Origin of the sequence: Rossellomorea aquimaris TF-12 (assembly GCF_001648555.1) — a bacterium.
GTDB lineage: Bacteria > Bacillota > Bacilli > Bacillales > Bacillaceae_B > Rossellomorea > Rossellomorea aquimaris.
Map to the genome: position 1 here is coordinate 206337 of NZ_LQXM01000028.1, position 16050 is coordinate 222386.

Below are 16050 nucleotides of genomic sequence, written 5' to 3' on the forward strand. Positions count from 1 at the left end.
GAATTTTATGTTAACAGGTCTAAATTCATAGTAAAATAGTATTGAACAGTTTATATATTTACACGTTCAAAAGTGAGGGGTTTAGGTGAGGTTAGTTTCCATTAACAACTGCGAAACCGGAATGGTTTTAGCAAAACCAATTTATAACGAAGATGCCCGACTTCTTTTAAATGTCGGGACCGTACTGACTGAAGCGCATATTACTCGGATCAAAAAGCGTATTTCCTTTATATATGTTAAATCTGAAATGACGGATGATATTGTACAGGTTAATGATGATATTCCATTTGAGCTACGAACAAAGACTATTTCCACCATCTCAAATGTTTTTTCAACAATGACAAGTAAACCAGTGAACAAGGTAGCTATAACAAACAGGCTGAATAATTTTAGAAATTTGAAAGATACATTCTCTAAAGTTGTCCATGAGCTTCAAAATTCAAGTGATCATTTGAACTTGATTTCACATTTACAAATCAATAATGATTTCATGTTTGAGCATTCTTTAAATACAAGCCTGTACTCAATCTCTATCGGAAGAGCACTTGGCATCCCGGAGAATTCACTGCATATTTTAGGGCTTGGGGCACTTTTCCATGACATCGGGAAGCTCCAATTACCAAATTCACTTCTGACGAAAACGAACTTATCTGAAGAAGAAAAGCAAATGATGAGATTGCACACTGAAATTGGTTTTGAAATGCTGAGAAAAGAATCTGAACTTCATTTGCTGGTTGCTCACTGTGCCTTTCAACATCATGAGCATGTAGACGGAAGTGGTTATCCAAGAGGGTTGAAAAAAGATGATATTCACCTGTTTGCAAGAATTGTTGCTGTTGCAGAAAAATTTGATCAATTGATCAGGCAGAAGTCCATGCTTCCTCATGAAGCCATCGAAGTACTGTATGGATACTGCTATATACGATATGACATTGACATCATTGAGGCTTTTAAAAAAGCCGTAGCCATTTTCCCAATTGGTGTAACGGTTACGTTAAGTACTGGGGAACGTGGTGTTGTCATCGGGTATAACCCAAAATATCCTCAACGTCCAAAGGTCAGAATATTTAAGGATAAAGAAGGGAAAAAGCTGGCTATATCTGAGTTTTATGATATAGATCTATTAACGGACCTAACCGCAATGATTGTGAAGTGTGATGCGATTATTGAAAGGAAAGCGACCGTGTAGTTGAATTACTTGTGTTAAAAATAAAGGGGTATTTATAAAAATCGAGATAAAATCAATAAGATTTTATCTCGATTTAATTTTGTTGAGATTTTTTCAATGAAAGTAGCTCAGTTCATTCTATAAACCTAGATTATTTATTGCTCTTTCCAATGTTGAGGTGACAGAGACTTTTTCAAAAGAAATTCCTAATTGAATGGCCGTTTGAGCAATTTCAGGTCTAATTCCTGATAAAGTACAATTCACTCCTAGTAAATTTAAACTATCGACTATTTGAAAAATTTGGTGTGCAACCATCGTATCCACCATTATTACACCGGATAAATCGATAAAGAGGTGTTCAACATTTTTACTGGCACATTCTGTTAGTGTATTTTCTAAGATATATCTTGCTCTCCCAGTATCTATATCTCCAATTAAAGGCAAGACAGCAGTGTTCTTATTTAAAGAAATGACGGGGGAGCTTAACTCTTTAATAACTGCTTGCTGGGCATTCAGTCTGACTTGAGAATAATTATAGTTTTCCTCTGAAAACCTAGTCATCACTAATGAGAACACCTTAACAACCATGTCTCTCCAAGTACTTTTTACTTGTTCGGTATACTCACCTTCATGAATTTCAATAAATTTTTGAATTAACTCTAAGTACTGTTCTTGTGTCCTAAAAAATTCTCTTAAAATATAATGAATGGGAGTTTTTAAATGTTCCTCATCCTGTGCAATTTCTGTTATCCACTCTTCGAAACTCTCAATTCCTTCGCATTTATTTTGACGAAAAAGTTCGCAGAAATGCTCATGGAAGGCATGGTTTTGTCGTTTCATATTCTGTATGACAACGGGGTCTTTTGAAGAATATATCCCTGACGGATCACTCTTATCTAATGACTCATACCAATCCTCTGTTAAATTCCATGTATTATCGCTCATAAATTGATATAGTTGCTGATTTGCTTCCATTCTCCCCCAACTTTCTATGTTAATCATTATTTATAAAGCGGTAAAAAGTGTCTATTAAAAAAATAATGCTTTAAGATTAACTTACTATATAAATTTTTGAATTGGAAGATAATTATAAATCACTTCTAGGATATCCTCTCGCCACATCTTTTTCTCTAATCCTAGAAACATATAAAACGGGCATACTGAATTTTTTGTATGCCCGTTTTATATAATTCTATGACTCTGCAAGTTTAAACTAAAATGAATACTAAGATAATAGCAATAATCCCTAATAATACAATCATAAATGTGTCTTTAAAGCCGTCTTTCACACGTAAATGGGTAATGAACCCACCTATGGCTGTCACAGTAAGTAGTACTGCTCCGGCAAGAGCGAAATCTTTTTGCCAAAAACCAACGATTAACAACGTTGCCGCCGTTAGTTCTACTAACCCTGTAACCACTCGGAACCACTGGGGTAGACGCCAGTGAACAAATGCTTCCCTGTGCATTTTTAATCCTGCCACTTTTCCAAGACCCGCCATTAAAAACATTGGAGCTAATAAGCCCTGTAAAATCCAAGGAAAAATAGTCACCCTTATTCCCCCTTATCGATTACACACAAATGGTATCACTCTTATATATATAAGAGTGATTGCCATTTCATACATTATTTCTCAAAGGGCAAATGGGTGCCGTTTTATTAGGTTGGGAGATTTATCCGGCATCCGAGCTCGCATTAGCCGGGAAAGGACCATGGCATGTTTTTTGATATATGGACGTTCAATAAGGACTTAAGTTTTAGTTGACACAAAATTAATTTTCCGTGTTTTCAAAGAATATGATTCGATTGCCAAATGGGTCTTTTATGTTAACCTCTTTCGTATTCCATGGGGTGGTTTCCAGATCAGGACGAGAGAATCTATCATTCTTTGATAAAAGAGTTGAATGTAAAAGCTCAATGTCATCAACTTCAATTCTGATCGCAGCTCCAGGACAGCAGTCTCCATGATGCTCTGAAAGATGGATTTTACAGTTCCCATAAGAAATTTGTATGTATAAAGGAAGATTTTCCTCAAAGCGATGTTCCCAGTCCAACGTAAACTCCAATAATGTCAAATAAAATTCTTTCGCCTTTTCCTCATCAAAAATACGGAGAATTGGTGTCAGGTTATTCATCGTTATTTTAGAGGTACTCATTGATTGCGACCACCTTTACTACTATTCTGGAAGAATGAAATCAATTTTTTCTTATCATAAAAGTCAAAATAACAAAGCACAATGCTGCTAGAAGATAAAAAACATAAGTAAACCAAATAAACTTGTCATTAAAATTTAAAAAATAATAGGAAGTTCCTCATCCTTTACCTGTCACTCCCAATTGCCCTGCTAAATTTTCAAGTTAGTGTCATTTGTCACTAATGGATCGTCAAAATGATATCAATGCCTCCGATATCTTCTATATTGGTAGAAATTTTAAGTGCTACTTTGTGTCCATTTGTGATGATTCTACCTTCCACAATTGTAGGAGGTGTAATATCAATTTCTACCCCATTCTCATATATAATTCTACTAATATTTCCTGATATCATATTCCCTAATTCACCCTGAAATGAGACCAACATATCTCCATCTATTTTCATACCGTACATTTTTTCTGCAATACTACTACTGGTCTTTCTTAATGTGTTTAAATAAATTGAGCCTCTTATATCTCCAGTAATCCCAATCAATACACCTAATTCAGTGTTGATTTCCTTCTCAGTATAAAGAGTCGGCTTATCCATTTGAATGTCAAAAGGGACTACTGATTTTATAGCTGATGTTGTTGAATTTAATAGATTCGTTACTACCTGGTTAGACATCCCTACACTCCTAAAACAAATCGTTTATTTAATTTATATATCGGATATACAAGGGATTTATTCAGTCAAAAAAATAGAAAAAACCGGGACTAAAATCCTATTATTTACTTCAATACAACATAAAAAAGGCCAAAATCTCTCCAAAAAAGAAATAGAGATTTTAGACCTTAGTTTGCATATTATCCTAGAAAAGATGGTTACATTTCACTTAACCAAAACTCCATTGCTTTTTCCTTAGAAGGATAGAATAATTCCTTTATCTGATCTTCAAAAAGAAAACACTCTGTTAACCCTTGTGGAATCATCTGATATTTCTCTTTCCATAATCTCTTGCGTTCCAAAGCGTCTTTCACGCTCATTTTCACCCATGTATTTGGAAACACACTTCCTAGATTCGTACTTTTTGCTTCATCTGTTCCAAAAGAAAAATGACTAAAATAGGGTGGCATCCCTTCTAAATGACTCAAATTCCTTACCCATATTTCACTCCTGACAGGAAGAAAACCGATATTCCTATTTTCTCTCTCTTTATGTGGCATATGGAAGGACCATGTAAGTTTATGTTCATTTAAGTAGCAGAAACAACCAGACCAATTTCCATCTTCCTCTCGGGGCATGGTCATTTCTGAAGTAATGATTTTTTGTCTCGTTTTATATAGATTATTGATTTTTCGATTAATAAATATAGGAGGATTTCCACTTCCGATTGTGGCATTAGAAATGGGTGAATCACACCTATATCCCCGGTTATTATAGTAAATAACCTTCGCAAACTTCATTCGATTTCCTCCCTTAATTGTAGTTTTTATAAAGATCAATGATGAAGAGATTACTAGTTTTTATTCCCTTTATAAAGTGGTTTAAACAACCAGTAAACCTAATTGATTTAACAAGATTAACACAGAGTATTATTCTTCCATCTGAATTTTAATCTAATTAGGGGATTAGTTTTGAGGGACGGACCTTTATTCAGAGAAAGTGCGGTAGGACGCATTTTTGTTGGTGATTAAGGTCCGTCCCTCTTTGAAATGTTAAGAATGGTGATCGATTATGGGGTTTTTGACAGGTAGTGGTGCATTGGGGAGTGGAAAAGCGATTTCTAACGTAATAATCGCTGAATTTTTTTATATTTTATACTCTTTTTGTACACGTTTTTACATATATACAAGCAAATTACTAATATAATTGTATTCTTAAAGCAATTAAGTACCAAATTGGGGTATTTATAGACAGGATGAATACTTCATTTAAGAGATATTAGCGAAATTCAAGGATTTATTTTCAACTTTTCGGATTTTATTTTCAACTTCTTTACTTTTATTTTCAACTTTAATAATCAGCTTGAAAATATAATCAACTTTAATCGTTTAGTATCAACAATGATTGTTTTTTATCATCTAAAAAGCTTTATTATCAACTTTTATTTTTTAAGAAGTCTTCTAAGAACCAGCAGTAGTCAAAAAGTACATACCTATAAGGATCATCATTAAGAAAAATAAACCTATAAATAGTCGTCTCAACAAAATCCCCCCTGGAATGAAAATTTTCATATATTAAAATTCCTTATTCCCGGATGGCAGCTTTTCGTAAGTTTACAACATTGTTAGAATTAGTTAGCCATTTACTCATCAAATCCATTTGTTTCTCTTTTAAGTCTTCACAAGGTTCTTCGATCGCTTCAACCTCTCGAAACCTCTTATCAAATATTCTTGCATCTTTTATTTTATTAAAACCACCAAAACCTATGTCGTCGTTTAGTATCCAAACTACTTTTTTAATATTGGCAAAAAGGATTCCACCAGTGCACATTGGACAAGGTTCCAAAGAGGTGTATATTGTAAATTTTTCACGGTTTATTTTCGCTTTAAATATTGAATTTCCAGCATTACGAATAGCGTCAATTTCAGCATGGGCAGTTGCATCTTGTTGAGGGTGTACTTTATTACGCCCGGTTGCAATTATGTTTTGATTCTCATCTACAATAACAGCTCCAACAGGATAGGTATTCTCATTCAATGCTTTTTCTGCTTCCTCAAGAGCTAATTCTAAAAAAATATCTATCTTTATTTATATTCATATTTTTCTCCCCTTGCCTAGGATTATCCCCAAATACTAAGTAAACAGATTACCTATCAAGATAAAAAGCACAGCTAAAGCAAAGAACACAATAAAAAAATAACCAAAATACTTTAAAGGCTTTGGCAATGTATTTAGATTTACATCAGTTGGATATCCTTCAATATTTCTCAAATGATCCATTGCATCATTCATTGGCTTCTTTTTGGACATAATATCCCTCTTTCTTTAAAAAAGATCTTATTAATACCAATTATTTCAAATTACTAACATTAACTCAATAACAAATTTCCGGATAAATAAAACTCCATCAATACTAAACTAACGGGTTCCGTATAGGGAGGGAAAACCTTAAATCACACCCTAAATAGTAATTGAAATAGCAGTGAAATTAACACTGCATTTAGTAACTAAATTTACACAGCAAAAAACCCAGAACAAATATTTCTGGGTTTTTTGTATTTTTATTTACTCTTACTCCATTAAAGCTCCTAGTTTGTTGAAGATGTTATTCCATATCGCTTGTATATTTTTCTGGTAGTAACTCCATTATATTGCACTTCACTAATTTATCATTATAAGAAATAATTACATCTGTATTTTTTCCATAATCACTAATTAACTCTCGACACATACCACAAGGAGCAACTACCCAACAATTTTTTATATCTTCGTGTGGATGAGGGTGAGCAACTGCTACAATTGTTTCAAATTCGTGGTCTCCTTCAGATATAGACTTACCAATAGCCATTGCTTCACCGCATACTGTTATTCTTCCCACATTCGCTTCTACGTGAACTGCTGAAAAAACATTTCCATTTATAGTTCTAACTGCTGAACCAATGTGATGTCGTCCATATCTATAATTCTTTTCTATTACTTCTTCTGCTTGCTTAATCAATTCATAGTCTCTATCTTCTAAAGGTCTTACTTTTAACATAATTATTCTCCCCTTTTGATGGTTCAAAAAATCTTATATTCAACAATCCTGCCCTTTAATGGAATATCCAATATTTACAATTTTATCATAAAACTCCTTGTAAGAGAGATTTAATACTGAGTGGAGCAGGATGTGAATTGGTAAGTCTTTAACATTCTAATTTGCAACACGTTTTATAGCTGGACAATAATTATTGTACGCTTGCAGATTAGGGTGCTAGTTGGTGTGCTAATTCAGTGTAAAAATGGGTATAACCATTGATTTAACAATAATAAAAACAGGTCTAATTCATTTGCGAATTAGTCTGCTATTTATTATGCTTTTTGTTATTTTCTCTCCCTAAACGGAACCCCCTCAATACTAAACGAGGGGGTGACAGATATTAAAAGCCTAATAAATTAAAGATATATCCTCCTACCACTCCGATGATGACGATCAGCCAGGCAGGTACTTTCCATACATTCAGTAAAGCAAATAGTATCACACCCAGGGCAAAATCAGATCCATCGAGGATGGAGCTTTTTATTACTGGATCATAGAAGGCTGCTAACAGAATGCCCACCACACTGGCATTTACCCCCATAAGGATGCCTTGAAAGGCGGCTCTTTTTCTCAGTTCACTTAAGAAAGGCAAGGCAGCTACAATTAGCAGGAAAGAGGGTAGAAAGATAGCGATGGTCGCCACTACTGCTCCTGCGATTCCTTCCATCATGGTTCCTAGATAACTGGAGAAAGTAAACAATGGACCTGGGACAGCTTGAGCCATTCCATACCCTGCCAAGAATTCATCGGGTGATAGGAAGCCTTGTGGGACTAGTTCTCTTTCAATGATGGGCAGGACCACATGCCCACCGCCAAATACTAACGATCCAACCCTGAAGAAGATATCAAAAATGTTGAGCAATGAATTGTTGAATGTGTTGTTTAGGACGGGCAAAAGGATTAAAGTTCCTACTAAAATCAGTAAAGAGGTTAGACCTGTTCTTTTCGATATACTCACGTGAAATGGCTCGATTTTTGATTCGGCTTTATCTTTAAACAGTTTTAAGCCTAGCAATCCCGCTGCCAAAATAATGAAGATCTGTATCCAAGCCGATGGGTAGAATAGCATAATCACCGCTGCTACAATAGCAATGGCGAGCCTGCTTTTATCTGGAGTCAGCTTTTTGCCCAATCCAAGGAGGGCATGAAGAACAACGGCGGCTGCGACTACCTTCAGGCTATGTATAAATCCAGCATCTCCAAGGGAAAAGCTCTGGTAGAGTAAAGCAAAAATGACAAGGACAATGACAGAAGGAAGCGTAAATCCTAAGAAAGAAATGATTCCTCCTAGTATTCCACCTCGAAGCATGCCAATTGAGATCCCTACCTGACTGCTCGCTGGACCGGGAAGGAACTGGCACAGAGCAATCAAGTCTGCATAGGTTTTATCATTCAACCATTTTCTTCTATCTACATATTCATCTTTAAAGTAAGCCAAGTGGGCTACTGGTCCACCAAACGATGTGAGCCCTAATTTGGTTGATATGAATAATATTTCTAATAGCGTCGATAAACGACTTTTCTCTCTTGACTGTTTTTCCAACTTCGTTCACCTGCTTTTATTTTATTTCTTTAAAAAGTTCATACGCCTTCGCTCTTGCTTCTTGTAGCACAGTTTCCCCTCTATCCGTAATGCGATAATATTTTCGAATCTTTCCACTCACATTGACGTTTTCTCTGCTTAAGAGCTTATCTTTCTCCATATTGTGAAGAATAGGATAGAGGGTTCCAGCGCTAATATCATACCCATGCTCATGCAGCTCCTCTAACATCCATGATCCATAAATCTGTTCCTCTTTCGCGTGATGCAAAATATGAATGTGGATAAATCCCAGGAAAAGTTTTCTCAACACTTTATGTTCCAAACGATCCCTCCTATATCGAATTCCGATATCGATTTTCGAATATGAATATATAGCAAATAAAGGCATTAATCAAGGCTATTCAGCAAAATTTCACACTAGTAACAATAAAAAAAGGCTTATCTTTAAAGATAAGCCTCCAATAATATTAATACATTCCTTCAAATTCTTCTATCGTCTGATCAAATGTAAGTTTCGTTTTTTCCACCATTTCTTGGAGGTCTTTCGTTATTTGATTAACTTTTGAAAGCTCCTTTGTGATGTTTTCAATGTTAGAGTTTACTTCTTTAATCGCTTCGTCTGCGTTACCTGATAATTTACGGACTTCCTGGGCTACTACATTAAACCCTCTGCCATGCTCCCCGGCACGAGCTGCCTCTATGGCTGCATTCAATGCCAATAAATTCGTCTGAGCAGAAATGTTTTTAATCAACTTGGATGTTTCATCAATTAGATTTATTTGGTTTTCCAAAGCATGGACAGCTTTCATTTTCTCCGTGGAATTTTCCATTACTACATTCACAAGTTCATTTGGCATCTTTTTTAATTTATCGATTATTTCTATTGTGTTATTTTCACGATTCGTAATATCTGTTGCTATTTTTAAGACAGCATGGACTTTTCCGTCCTCGTTTAAGATCGGTATGTATGTAGCCTCAAGCCATAATAACTGACCTTCCTTATTCACTCGTTCTATCTTTTCTTGAAATTTTTTGCCCTTTCGGAGATTATTCCATAGCTCTACATAATCGGGGCTATTCTGTAATTCTGGAGTACAAAATTCCAGGTGATCCATACCAATGATTTCGCTGGAATTGTAACCGATGGCTTGTGAAAAATTATCATTTGCCCAGATTACTCTTCTATCAAGGTCGAATTCAATCATGGCTAAGTTTTTTTCTAGGGAAGATAAGATAGATATGGGGTCTAAAACCTGTGTGCTTCTATTAATATTTGAAAGATTAGTCATATAGGCTCCTTTTATTCTCCAATTATAATTTGATTCTTACTTCTATTATCGGAAAAATTCAGGAAATATTAAATTGGAACTCTTTTTACAATAAACGCTGGCGTTATAAAAATTGACTAGTATCCATCCCGTGGACACTTTTTCCTTTCACCTGTTTGAGTGTCGCTACTATAAGAAAGCTGACAATGACCAATAAGAGCCAGGAACTCACTTTACCAAGATGAACGAGACTCCATGCATCGCTTTGGTTTGGGTATTCCCAAGCTCCAAAGAACGTGGCAATATTTTCGGCTATCCATATAAAAAATCCGATGAGCACAAAAGAAAGGGCAAGTGGCATGCGGTAACGGACTCCACCCACCTCGTATATGACCCTGGATGGCCAAAAGACGATTATGACAAGTCCGGATAACCAAAAGCGAATGTCTATCCAATAATGGTGAGTGAAAAAATTCAAATAAATTGCAGCTGCAAGAGGCACAACGATCAAGAACGGCGGCCACCTAACCAGTTCAACCTTTAACCTCCTCCATGCCTGGCAAAGATAACTCGCTACACTTGCGTACATGAAACCGCTATACAAAGGCACTCCAAAAACCTTAAAATATCCTTCATCTGGATAAGACCAGGAGCCCATATATACCTTGAAGATTTCTAGAGCTAGGCCAATAACGTGGAACAATGTGATCACCTTCAATTCATCCTGTGTTTCAAGTCCAGAACGGACCATCCCCCACTGCATGAGGAGGCAGATGATGAACAGCCAGTCATACCGTGGCAGGAAGGGAAGGGGAATCATTTGCGTAATAGCCAAAAAGGCAAAAATAACGACAGGAAACAAGCAGGATAGTGCCTGCTCCCAACCAAAACGAAGGAGTTGTTTTAGTGCTCTCATAATTTTGCCTCCAAAGATTTTTTGAATCTACGAAATATCCTGTTTATAGAGTATCTTCGTCACTTTTATATTCTAAAATGTCTCCAGGTTGGCATTCTAATGCTTTGCAAATGGCCTCTAAAGTAGATAGCCTAATTGCCTTCGCCTTTCCATTCTTCAATATAGAAAGGTTAGCCATCGTGATTCCAACTCTTTCAGAAAGTTCTGTTACGCTCATTTTCCTTTTAGCCAGCATTACATCAATATTGATTATAATCGCCATATTTTCACCTCAGACCGTTAAGTCATTTTCTGATTTTATTTCGATGGCATTTTTCAATAGCTTCTGAAGAACAGCGGCAAAAACTGCAATCACAAGTGAAGCGAAAATAAACATCATTCCGATCACTATGAGACCTGGGGCATCATCTTTCTCCGCAAGCATATAAAAGAATGGCATGCCTGCCACATACACGAGACTGATTGCCAGTGCACAATTTCTTATTGTCTTTAAAGCTTTTACAGATCGTTCCGAGAATGCATTATTCTTATCAATATAATTCAAAAGCCTAAATGCCTGATACAACCCAATGTAAAAAGGTATGGCTGATACATACATGACGGCTAAAATGCCATAGATGATATAAGCCATTTCTGAACCACTTTCTGCTGCATCTTTAGCTAACCACGGTAATCCAAAAAGGCACAGGCCAAGAACTGGAGTACCAATTAGAAAAACAGCCACCTTCAAAAAGAGTGTTTCTCGTTTCATCAAACACACCTCACTTATTTATTATCTATTTAATTTTAATTTTAATTTATTATTTATTGTTTTACAATAAATAATTATTGATTTTAATGATATTGTTATTGCCTAATAAGTCGTAATCCAGTTTTGGGAGCTCTCCTTATTTGAATCCATTCTTTATGCAATCGTTTTAAGATTCATTTGTCTTTCCTGTTCTTTCATAAATAAAACAAAGTAGATAACGATGCTGGATAGCGCCATAATGATAAAGATTGAAGTAATGACTTCTGGTGAAAGTACGGCGCTTGCCATAACAAATAAAGCAGCAATCATACCCGATAGCTGAAAAGACAATCCGTACACAGCCATATAAGTACCCCGTGCATCATCTGGAACCAGTGAAGCTACATATGCTTGTTTAGCAGGGATGTGCGCTAGCTCTCCAACCGTAGCGATAAACATTGCAATGATCAATACAAGGGGAATGCTGCTATAACTAATAACAATATAGCCGAAACCATAACAAAAACCTCCGCTAATCAGTAACCATCGATCTTGAAACTTTTTCAGCACACCTGCAACCACCAAGCTGAGGACTACAACGATGATTGTGCTCTCTGCTCTAAGCAAACCGATCAGTTGGAAGCCATTTACTTCAACAAAAGAGTTGAATTCCAGCAGGGGAACAGGGGTTGTAATCTCCTCAACAAGCTTAATTCCCATGTACGTTGTTAGACTCTCTTCCAGGGAAAGTAGGAACAAGCCCGCAACAGTAAACAATACAAAACGTTTATTCATTAAAATACCTTTATAATCTTGAAATCCCGATGTTGTACTTGGAGCATTCAACAGGGTTTTATCCGTAATTAAAAAGGTATCTTCCAGTACATACTTTGTCGCGACCCAAGAGAAAAAAACCACAACCGAAATTCCAATAAAAAGCTCGTAAGGATATTTTTTAAAAAGAAGAGCTCCTATTAAACCTCCTGCTGCCATTGCCAAATTAGTAAGCCAGTACGAGAAGGTATAAACCGCTTTTCTGTTTTCTTTAGAGCTTGCATCAATAATGATTGCACCATAAGCAGGTGCAACCATCCCGGTAAAAAATAAGATGACGATAAAAATGCCAAAGTTTGCGTATGGAGATAGTGGAAATATGAGGTTACTAACTCCAGCTACAAAGTAACCACCACTAATCATCCCTTCACTTAACAAGATCGTCTTTTTCCTTCCGACACGATCTGTTCTTCTTCCTCCTGCTAAAGCTCCAGTTATACCCGATAATATAACTCCAATGTACATGAGCCCTGTTGCTACCTCTCCTACCTGATTTGAGAAAAAAATAGCCAAAAATGGGATCACAGCCGATGTTGCAAGAGTGGTGAAGAAGTGCAAAGTTAACCGCAATTGAATGTTTCGATGAAACGAAAGAAAATTCATTTTGACACCCTCCCTTTTACGATTGATTAATCAATCGTTTTTAATTTAAAAATAAACCGAAACTTATACTTAACGTTTCGGATTAAATAAACGAAGAACTGGGACTTTAAGCTGCTCCCAAATTTGTGACACAGCATGGTCGGTAAAGGTCAATCTCGCCCCTAATAAAAAGCTGAGGTAAGCCGAGGCTGTGATTTCAGGATTGGATTCTTCAAGAACACCATTTTTTTGACCATTTTGTATGGCATGACTGATTTTTTTTTGAAACTCTAAGCTAAATTCATCAAGTATTTTAAAGGGTTCTGGATATTTAGTATGTTGCCCTACCACTTGCACAACTAACTGTAAATACATACGCATCTCGGTAAATATCCGTAGATGATTGTCTATCATACTCTTGATTTCACTCAGCGAATCCACTGCATCAGGATTGAAATCTAGAAGCTCAGTCTTATAGTATTTCTCCAAAGGCTCTGTAACGGCATGATAAAAAAGCTGATCTTTGTTTTCAAAATAAGTAAAAACACTACCGAAGCTCACACCCGATGCTTTTGCAACCTGAGCAATTGTCGTGCTTTCATACCCTTGTTCAGCAAATAAAATGATCGCCTGCTGTAAAATTTTCTCTCGTTTTTGTTCCATCGCTTTTATTTGTTTGTCTGATAAAGGCAACCTGACCAACTCCATTTTACGAATGATTTATTAATCAATCATTATTATATGCTATTTGTAAAAAGAAGTAAACTGAATTTTTATTATTACATATGAGCATTATTTCCGCCAAAAAGTTGAACAGTCTGCCTTTTCCAAAATATTAAACTCAATCATTTTCTCAAGTAATGAGAAATCTACGGAACTACCCCACTTGATACGCACCAACTGCTTGGTATAATCATAACCAGCCTGGACAATGTCATCAGAAAAATGATGAATTCCTTCCTTTTCAGGAGCAACAGCAAGATGATTCTTAGATACGCTAAAGCCAATAATAAACGTACCATGATCAGTAAACATAGGTTGATTCCACGCAATTTTAGGCATTAAATTCGGGAATTTCTTCGTTACCCAAGCCAAAACCTCCTCCGTTCGGGCACGGTGTTCCTGGTTATCAATACGTGCTAAATATTCTGCGAAAACTTCCACGGTATTCCCTCCTATCTCTTTATCCCTCTACGCAATATGTGCAACAAGCCCCTTTAACAGGATGACCATGTTTATGATTTTCGTTCTTCCACGTCATCTTCTAGCCTGTTCATTCGTTTTTCCATTTTATTTATTTTATCATTTCTCGAACGAAGACGGTTTTGTATAAATACGAAAATGCCAAGGAATAGGATTACGTAAAAGAATACACCCATAATAGTGACTTCCATTTCTCTACCCCTATCGCTTCATTTGTTTATAAGACGTATTCGAAAAGTGTACCTTTCAGACTAACAAAGACCCTAATCATTCATTCCTTTACCATCAAGAATGTGCTCCATATATTTCTCAATCCTTGACACGCGGGTTTTGGATTGTTTGGCTTTAGAAAAATAAAGAATGTATGCTCGTTGCCGTCCCGGCGTTAATCTTTCAAAAGCCGATTTCAAGTCAGGGACTTCCTCGAATTTAGTTTGAAGTTCTTCAGGAATTGAGTATTCTTCCGTCTTTTTTAATTCTACTTCCAAACCGGCTTTTTCCACTTCAATAGCTTCATGAATATAGTCTTTCAAGATGCTTTCCATTTCAATGATCTCTTGTAAACTGGTAAATCGGATCTGGCGCGCTGCCTGCACATTCTCTGTTTGTTGGATGAGAATCTCATGGGTATCCTTTAACAAGGCCCCTTTGTGAAAAAGAAGTGCGCAATAGTCCTTAAATCCATGCATTAACACAATGTTTTTACCCTCTAATGTGTAACAGGGATGCATCCACTTAATTTCTTCGGTCAGCTCCTCACAGTCAAGAATAATACTTCTTAGCTTCTCAAACTCTTCCTTCCACTTCTTCGCTTTTTTTAAAAATCCATCAACCTTACGAGTCTTTCTACTATCTGTCATTATGGAAACACCCCTCAGCATTTGTCATTCTTTTGTCAGTTTTGAATCTATTTGATTATACAATGTATTAATTATTTTTATTCTACTACTTCTTTAGAATAAGTTCATTTCTTGCTAAAATAATCCTTTATTTGTTTTTTTGGAGTATACGTTTAATCGTTCTAATCTGACCACGATGATTCATTTCGTCTTCAAATACGTGAAACCAAAGATAATAATGATTATAAGGAACTCCATTTCCCCATTTCTTCTCCTCAAATAACCACTCATCATTAAATCCACTGAGTTGCGACAAGGTTTTCTCTCTTACCTTAGTTAATTCATTTAAATAAAAACGAATGGAGTTATTATTTATCTTTTTTCTAGCCTCTAGACCAAGTTCCAGTGCCGTTTTCCATTTTTTCAGTTCCATCTCATTAAGATCACGTTGTTCAAATGAAATAACCCCATGCACAAATTCAATTGAAGCCATATGGAGCAAAAGGGAGCCGATCGAGTTGGAACTTTCATCTACCAAATAATCTAAGTCCTCTTCACTTAAATCCTTAACCTCTTCTAATGTAACTGCTCTTGTATGTGTTAACATAGATACGAGTTCACCAATCTTTGGTGTGAAATCCCCAATGCTTTTAATTCGGTAATCTATCATCCCGTTACCTCCCGTCAAATCTATATTAAGGTTACCAATTTATTTTATTCAATTAAATAAAGACTGAAATTTTTATGAAAGTAGTGTTACAATTAAAGTAGATACAAAAAAGGCAGCCTGTTTTTGCAGGCTGCCTTTTTATATAAAATTACTAGACACTAACAAACAAGCATACTAGCCTTTCTTTTTCACAATATTTATTAAGTAGAAAATTTGCGAGATCAGAAATGAAAGTAGGATAACAATAATTATTCCGAAGATACGAGTAACATCCTCAGCAGGATCTCCTCCTTTAATGATTGATCCAAGGATGATAAATAATATTCCACTTACTAATAGAAACAAGAAGAAAATTGTAATGTATTTTGACATTCAACTCCACTCCTTCATGGATCACTTTGTCACAACCACTTTAAT

Annotated in this window: 22 protein-coding genes and 1 pseudogene; 1 reads left to right on the top strand and 22 read right to left on the bottom strand. The window is 35.9% G+C overall.

Annotation, left to right across the window (positions count from 1 at the left end; genetic code table 11):
• Positions 1-85 precede the first annotated feature (85 nt).
• Positions 86-1189 (top strand): HD-GYP domain-containing protein, encoded by a 1104-nt coding sequence (locus IQI_RS12425; protein ID WP_064092966.1) that lies wholly within the window; start codon positions 86-88, stop codon positions 1187-1189.
• Positions 1190-1306: 117 nt separating this feature from the next.
• Here IQI_RS12425 and IQI_RS12430 read toward each other — a convergent pair whose 3' ends face one another.
• The 22 genes and pseudogenes from IQI_RS12430 to IQI_RS12520 form a co-directional block, all read right to left on the bottom strand.
• Positions 1307-2143, bottom strand: a complete 837-nt coding sequence (locus tag IQI_RS12430) for an STAS domain-containing protein (protein WP_064092967.1) — start codon at positions 2141-2143, stop codon at positions 1307-1309.
• 233 nt (positions 2144-2376) lie between these two features.
• Positions 2377-2721: a DoxX family protein gene (locus IQI_RS12435; RefSeq protein WP_064092968.1), complete on the bottom strand. Its 345-nt coding sequence runs from the start codon at positions 2719-2721 to the stop codon at positions 2377-2379.
• Positions 2722-2941: 220 nt separating this feature from the next.
• Positions 2942-3325 carry a glyoxalase superfamily protein gene (locus IQI_RS12440; RefSeq protein ID WP_064092969.1) on the bottom strand — a complete coding sequence of 128 codons (384 nt, stop codon included), beginning with the start codon at positions 3323-3325 and terminating at the stop codon, positions 2942-2944.
• A 218-nt stretch (positions 3326-3543) separates the two neighbouring features.
• On the bottom strand, positions 3544-3990 hold the full coding sequence (locus IQI_RS12445) for a chemotaxis protein CheX (RefSeq protein ID WP_064092970.1): 447 nt from the start codon (positions 3988-3990) through the stop codon (positions 3544-3546).
• Between the two features lie 197 nt (positions 3991-4187).
• On the bottom strand, positions 4188-4769 hold the full coding sequence (locus tag IQI_RS12450) for a hypothetical protein (protein ID WP_064092971.1): 582 nt from the start codon (positions 4767-4769) through the stop codon (positions 4188-4190).
• A 784-nt stretch (positions 4770-5553) separates the two neighbouring features.
• Positions 5554-6006 carry a nucleoside deaminase gene (locus tag IQI_RS12455; RefSeq protein WP_231893418.1) on the bottom strand — a complete coding sequence of 151 codons (453 nt, stop codon included), beginning with the start codon at positions 6004-6006 and terminating at the stop codon, positions 5554-5556.
• 96 nt (positions 6007-6102) lie between these two features.
• Complete coding sequence (locus tag IQI_RS20645; protein ID WP_156509896.1) at positions 6103-6279, bottom strand: amino acid transporter; 177 nt, start codon at positions 6277-6279, stop codon at positions 6103-6105.
• A gap of 295 nt (positions 6280-6574) precedes the next feature.
• Positions 6575-7006 (bottom strand): cytidine deaminase, encoded by a 432-nt coding sequence (locus tag IQI_RS12460; RefSeq protein WP_064092973.1) that lies wholly within the window; start codon positions 7004-7006, stop codon positions 6575-6577.
• A gap of 382 nt (positions 7007-7388) precedes the next feature.
• Positions 7389-8591: a chromate efflux transporter gene (chrA, locus tag IQI_RS12465; RefSeq protein WP_064092974.1), complete on the bottom strand. Its 1203-nt coding sequence runs from the start codon at positions 8589-8591 to the stop codon at positions 7389-7391.
• Between the two features lie 16 nt (positions 8592-8607).
• The gene (locus tag IQI_RS12470; protein WP_064092975.1) at positions 8608-8913 is read right to left on the bottom strand and encodes a PadR family transcriptional regulator; all 306 of its coding nucleotides are present in this window, start codon (positions 8911-8913) and stop codon (positions 8608-8610) included.
• Positions 8914-9058: 145 nt separating this feature from the next.
• Positions 9059-9448: a methyl-accepting chemotaxis protein gene (locus IQI_RS21320; RefSeq protein ID WP_408007525.1), complete on the bottom strand. Its 390-nt coding sequence runs from the start codon at positions 9446-9448 to the stop codon at positions 9059-9061.
• A 45-nt stretch (positions 9449-9493) separates the two neighbouring features.
• A pseudogene (locus tag IQI_RS21325) lies at positions 9494-9880 on the bottom strand (PAS domain-containing protein); the annotation flags it as partial.
• Between the two features lie 103 nt (positions 9881-9983).
• Positions 9984-10775, bottom strand: coding sequence for a DUF817 domain-containing protein (locus IQI_RS12480; RefSeq protein ID WP_064092977.1), 792 nt, complete (start codon positions 10773-10775; stop codon positions 9984-9986).
• 43 nt (positions 10776-10818) lie between these two features.
• The gene (locus IQI_RS12485) at positions 10819-11037 is read right to left on the bottom strand and encodes a helix-turn-helix domain-containing protein (protein ID WP_064092978.1); all 219 of its coding nucleotides are present in this window, start codon (positions 11035-11037) and stop codon (positions 10819-10821) included.
• A gap of 9 nt (positions 11038-11046) precedes the next feature.
• Complete coding sequence (locus IQI_RS12490) at positions 11047-11526, bottom strand: DUF2975 domain-containing protein (RefSeq protein ID WP_408007461.1); 480 nt, start codon at positions 11524-11526, stop codon at positions 11047-11049.
• Positions 11527-11679: 153 nt separating this feature from the next.
• Positions 11680-12942, bottom strand: coding sequence for an MFS transporter (locus IQI_RS12495; RefSeq protein WP_064092980.1), 1263 nt, complete (start codon positions 12940-12942; stop codon positions 11680-11682).
• 69 nt (positions 12943-13011) lie between these two features.
• A complete protein-coding gene (locus IQI_RS12500) occupies positions 13012-13614 on the bottom strand; it encodes a TetR/AcrR family transcriptional regulator (protein ID WP_064092981.1) in 603 nt (200 codons plus the stop codon).
• Positions 13615-13713: 99 nt separating this feature from the next.
• The gene (locus IQI_RS12505) at positions 13714-14085 is read right to left on the bottom strand and encodes an iron chaperone (protein ID WP_064092982.1); all 372 of its coding nucleotides are present in this window, start codon (positions 14083-14085) and stop codon (positions 13714-13716) included.
• 71 nt (positions 14086-14156) lie between these two features.
• The gene (locus IQI_RS20650) at positions 14157-14315 is read right to left on the bottom strand and encodes a hypothetical protein (protein WP_156509897.1); all 159 of its coding nucleotides are present in this window, start codon (positions 14313-14315) and stop codon (positions 14157-14159) included.
• Positions 14316-14387: 72 nt separating this feature from the next.
• Positions 14388-14984 carry a YdeI/OmpD-associated family protein gene (locus IQI_RS12510; RefSeq protein WP_064092983.1) on the bottom strand — a complete coding sequence of 199 codons (597 nt, stop codon included), beginning with the start codon at positions 14982-14984 and terminating at the stop codon, positions 14388-14390.
• Positions 14985-15111: 127 nt separating this feature from the next.
• Positions 15112-15633, bottom strand: coding sequence for a DinB family protein (locus IQI_RS12515; protein WP_064092984.1), 522 nt, complete (start codon positions 15631-15633; stop codon positions 15112-15114).
• 174 nt (positions 15634-15807) lie between these two features.
• Positions 15808-16005, bottom strand: coding sequence for a hypothetical protein (locus tag IQI_RS12520; RefSeq protein ID WP_064092985.1), 198 nt, complete (start codon positions 16003-16005; stop codon positions 15808-15810).
• Between the last annotated feature and the right edge of the window lie 45 nt (positions 16006-16050).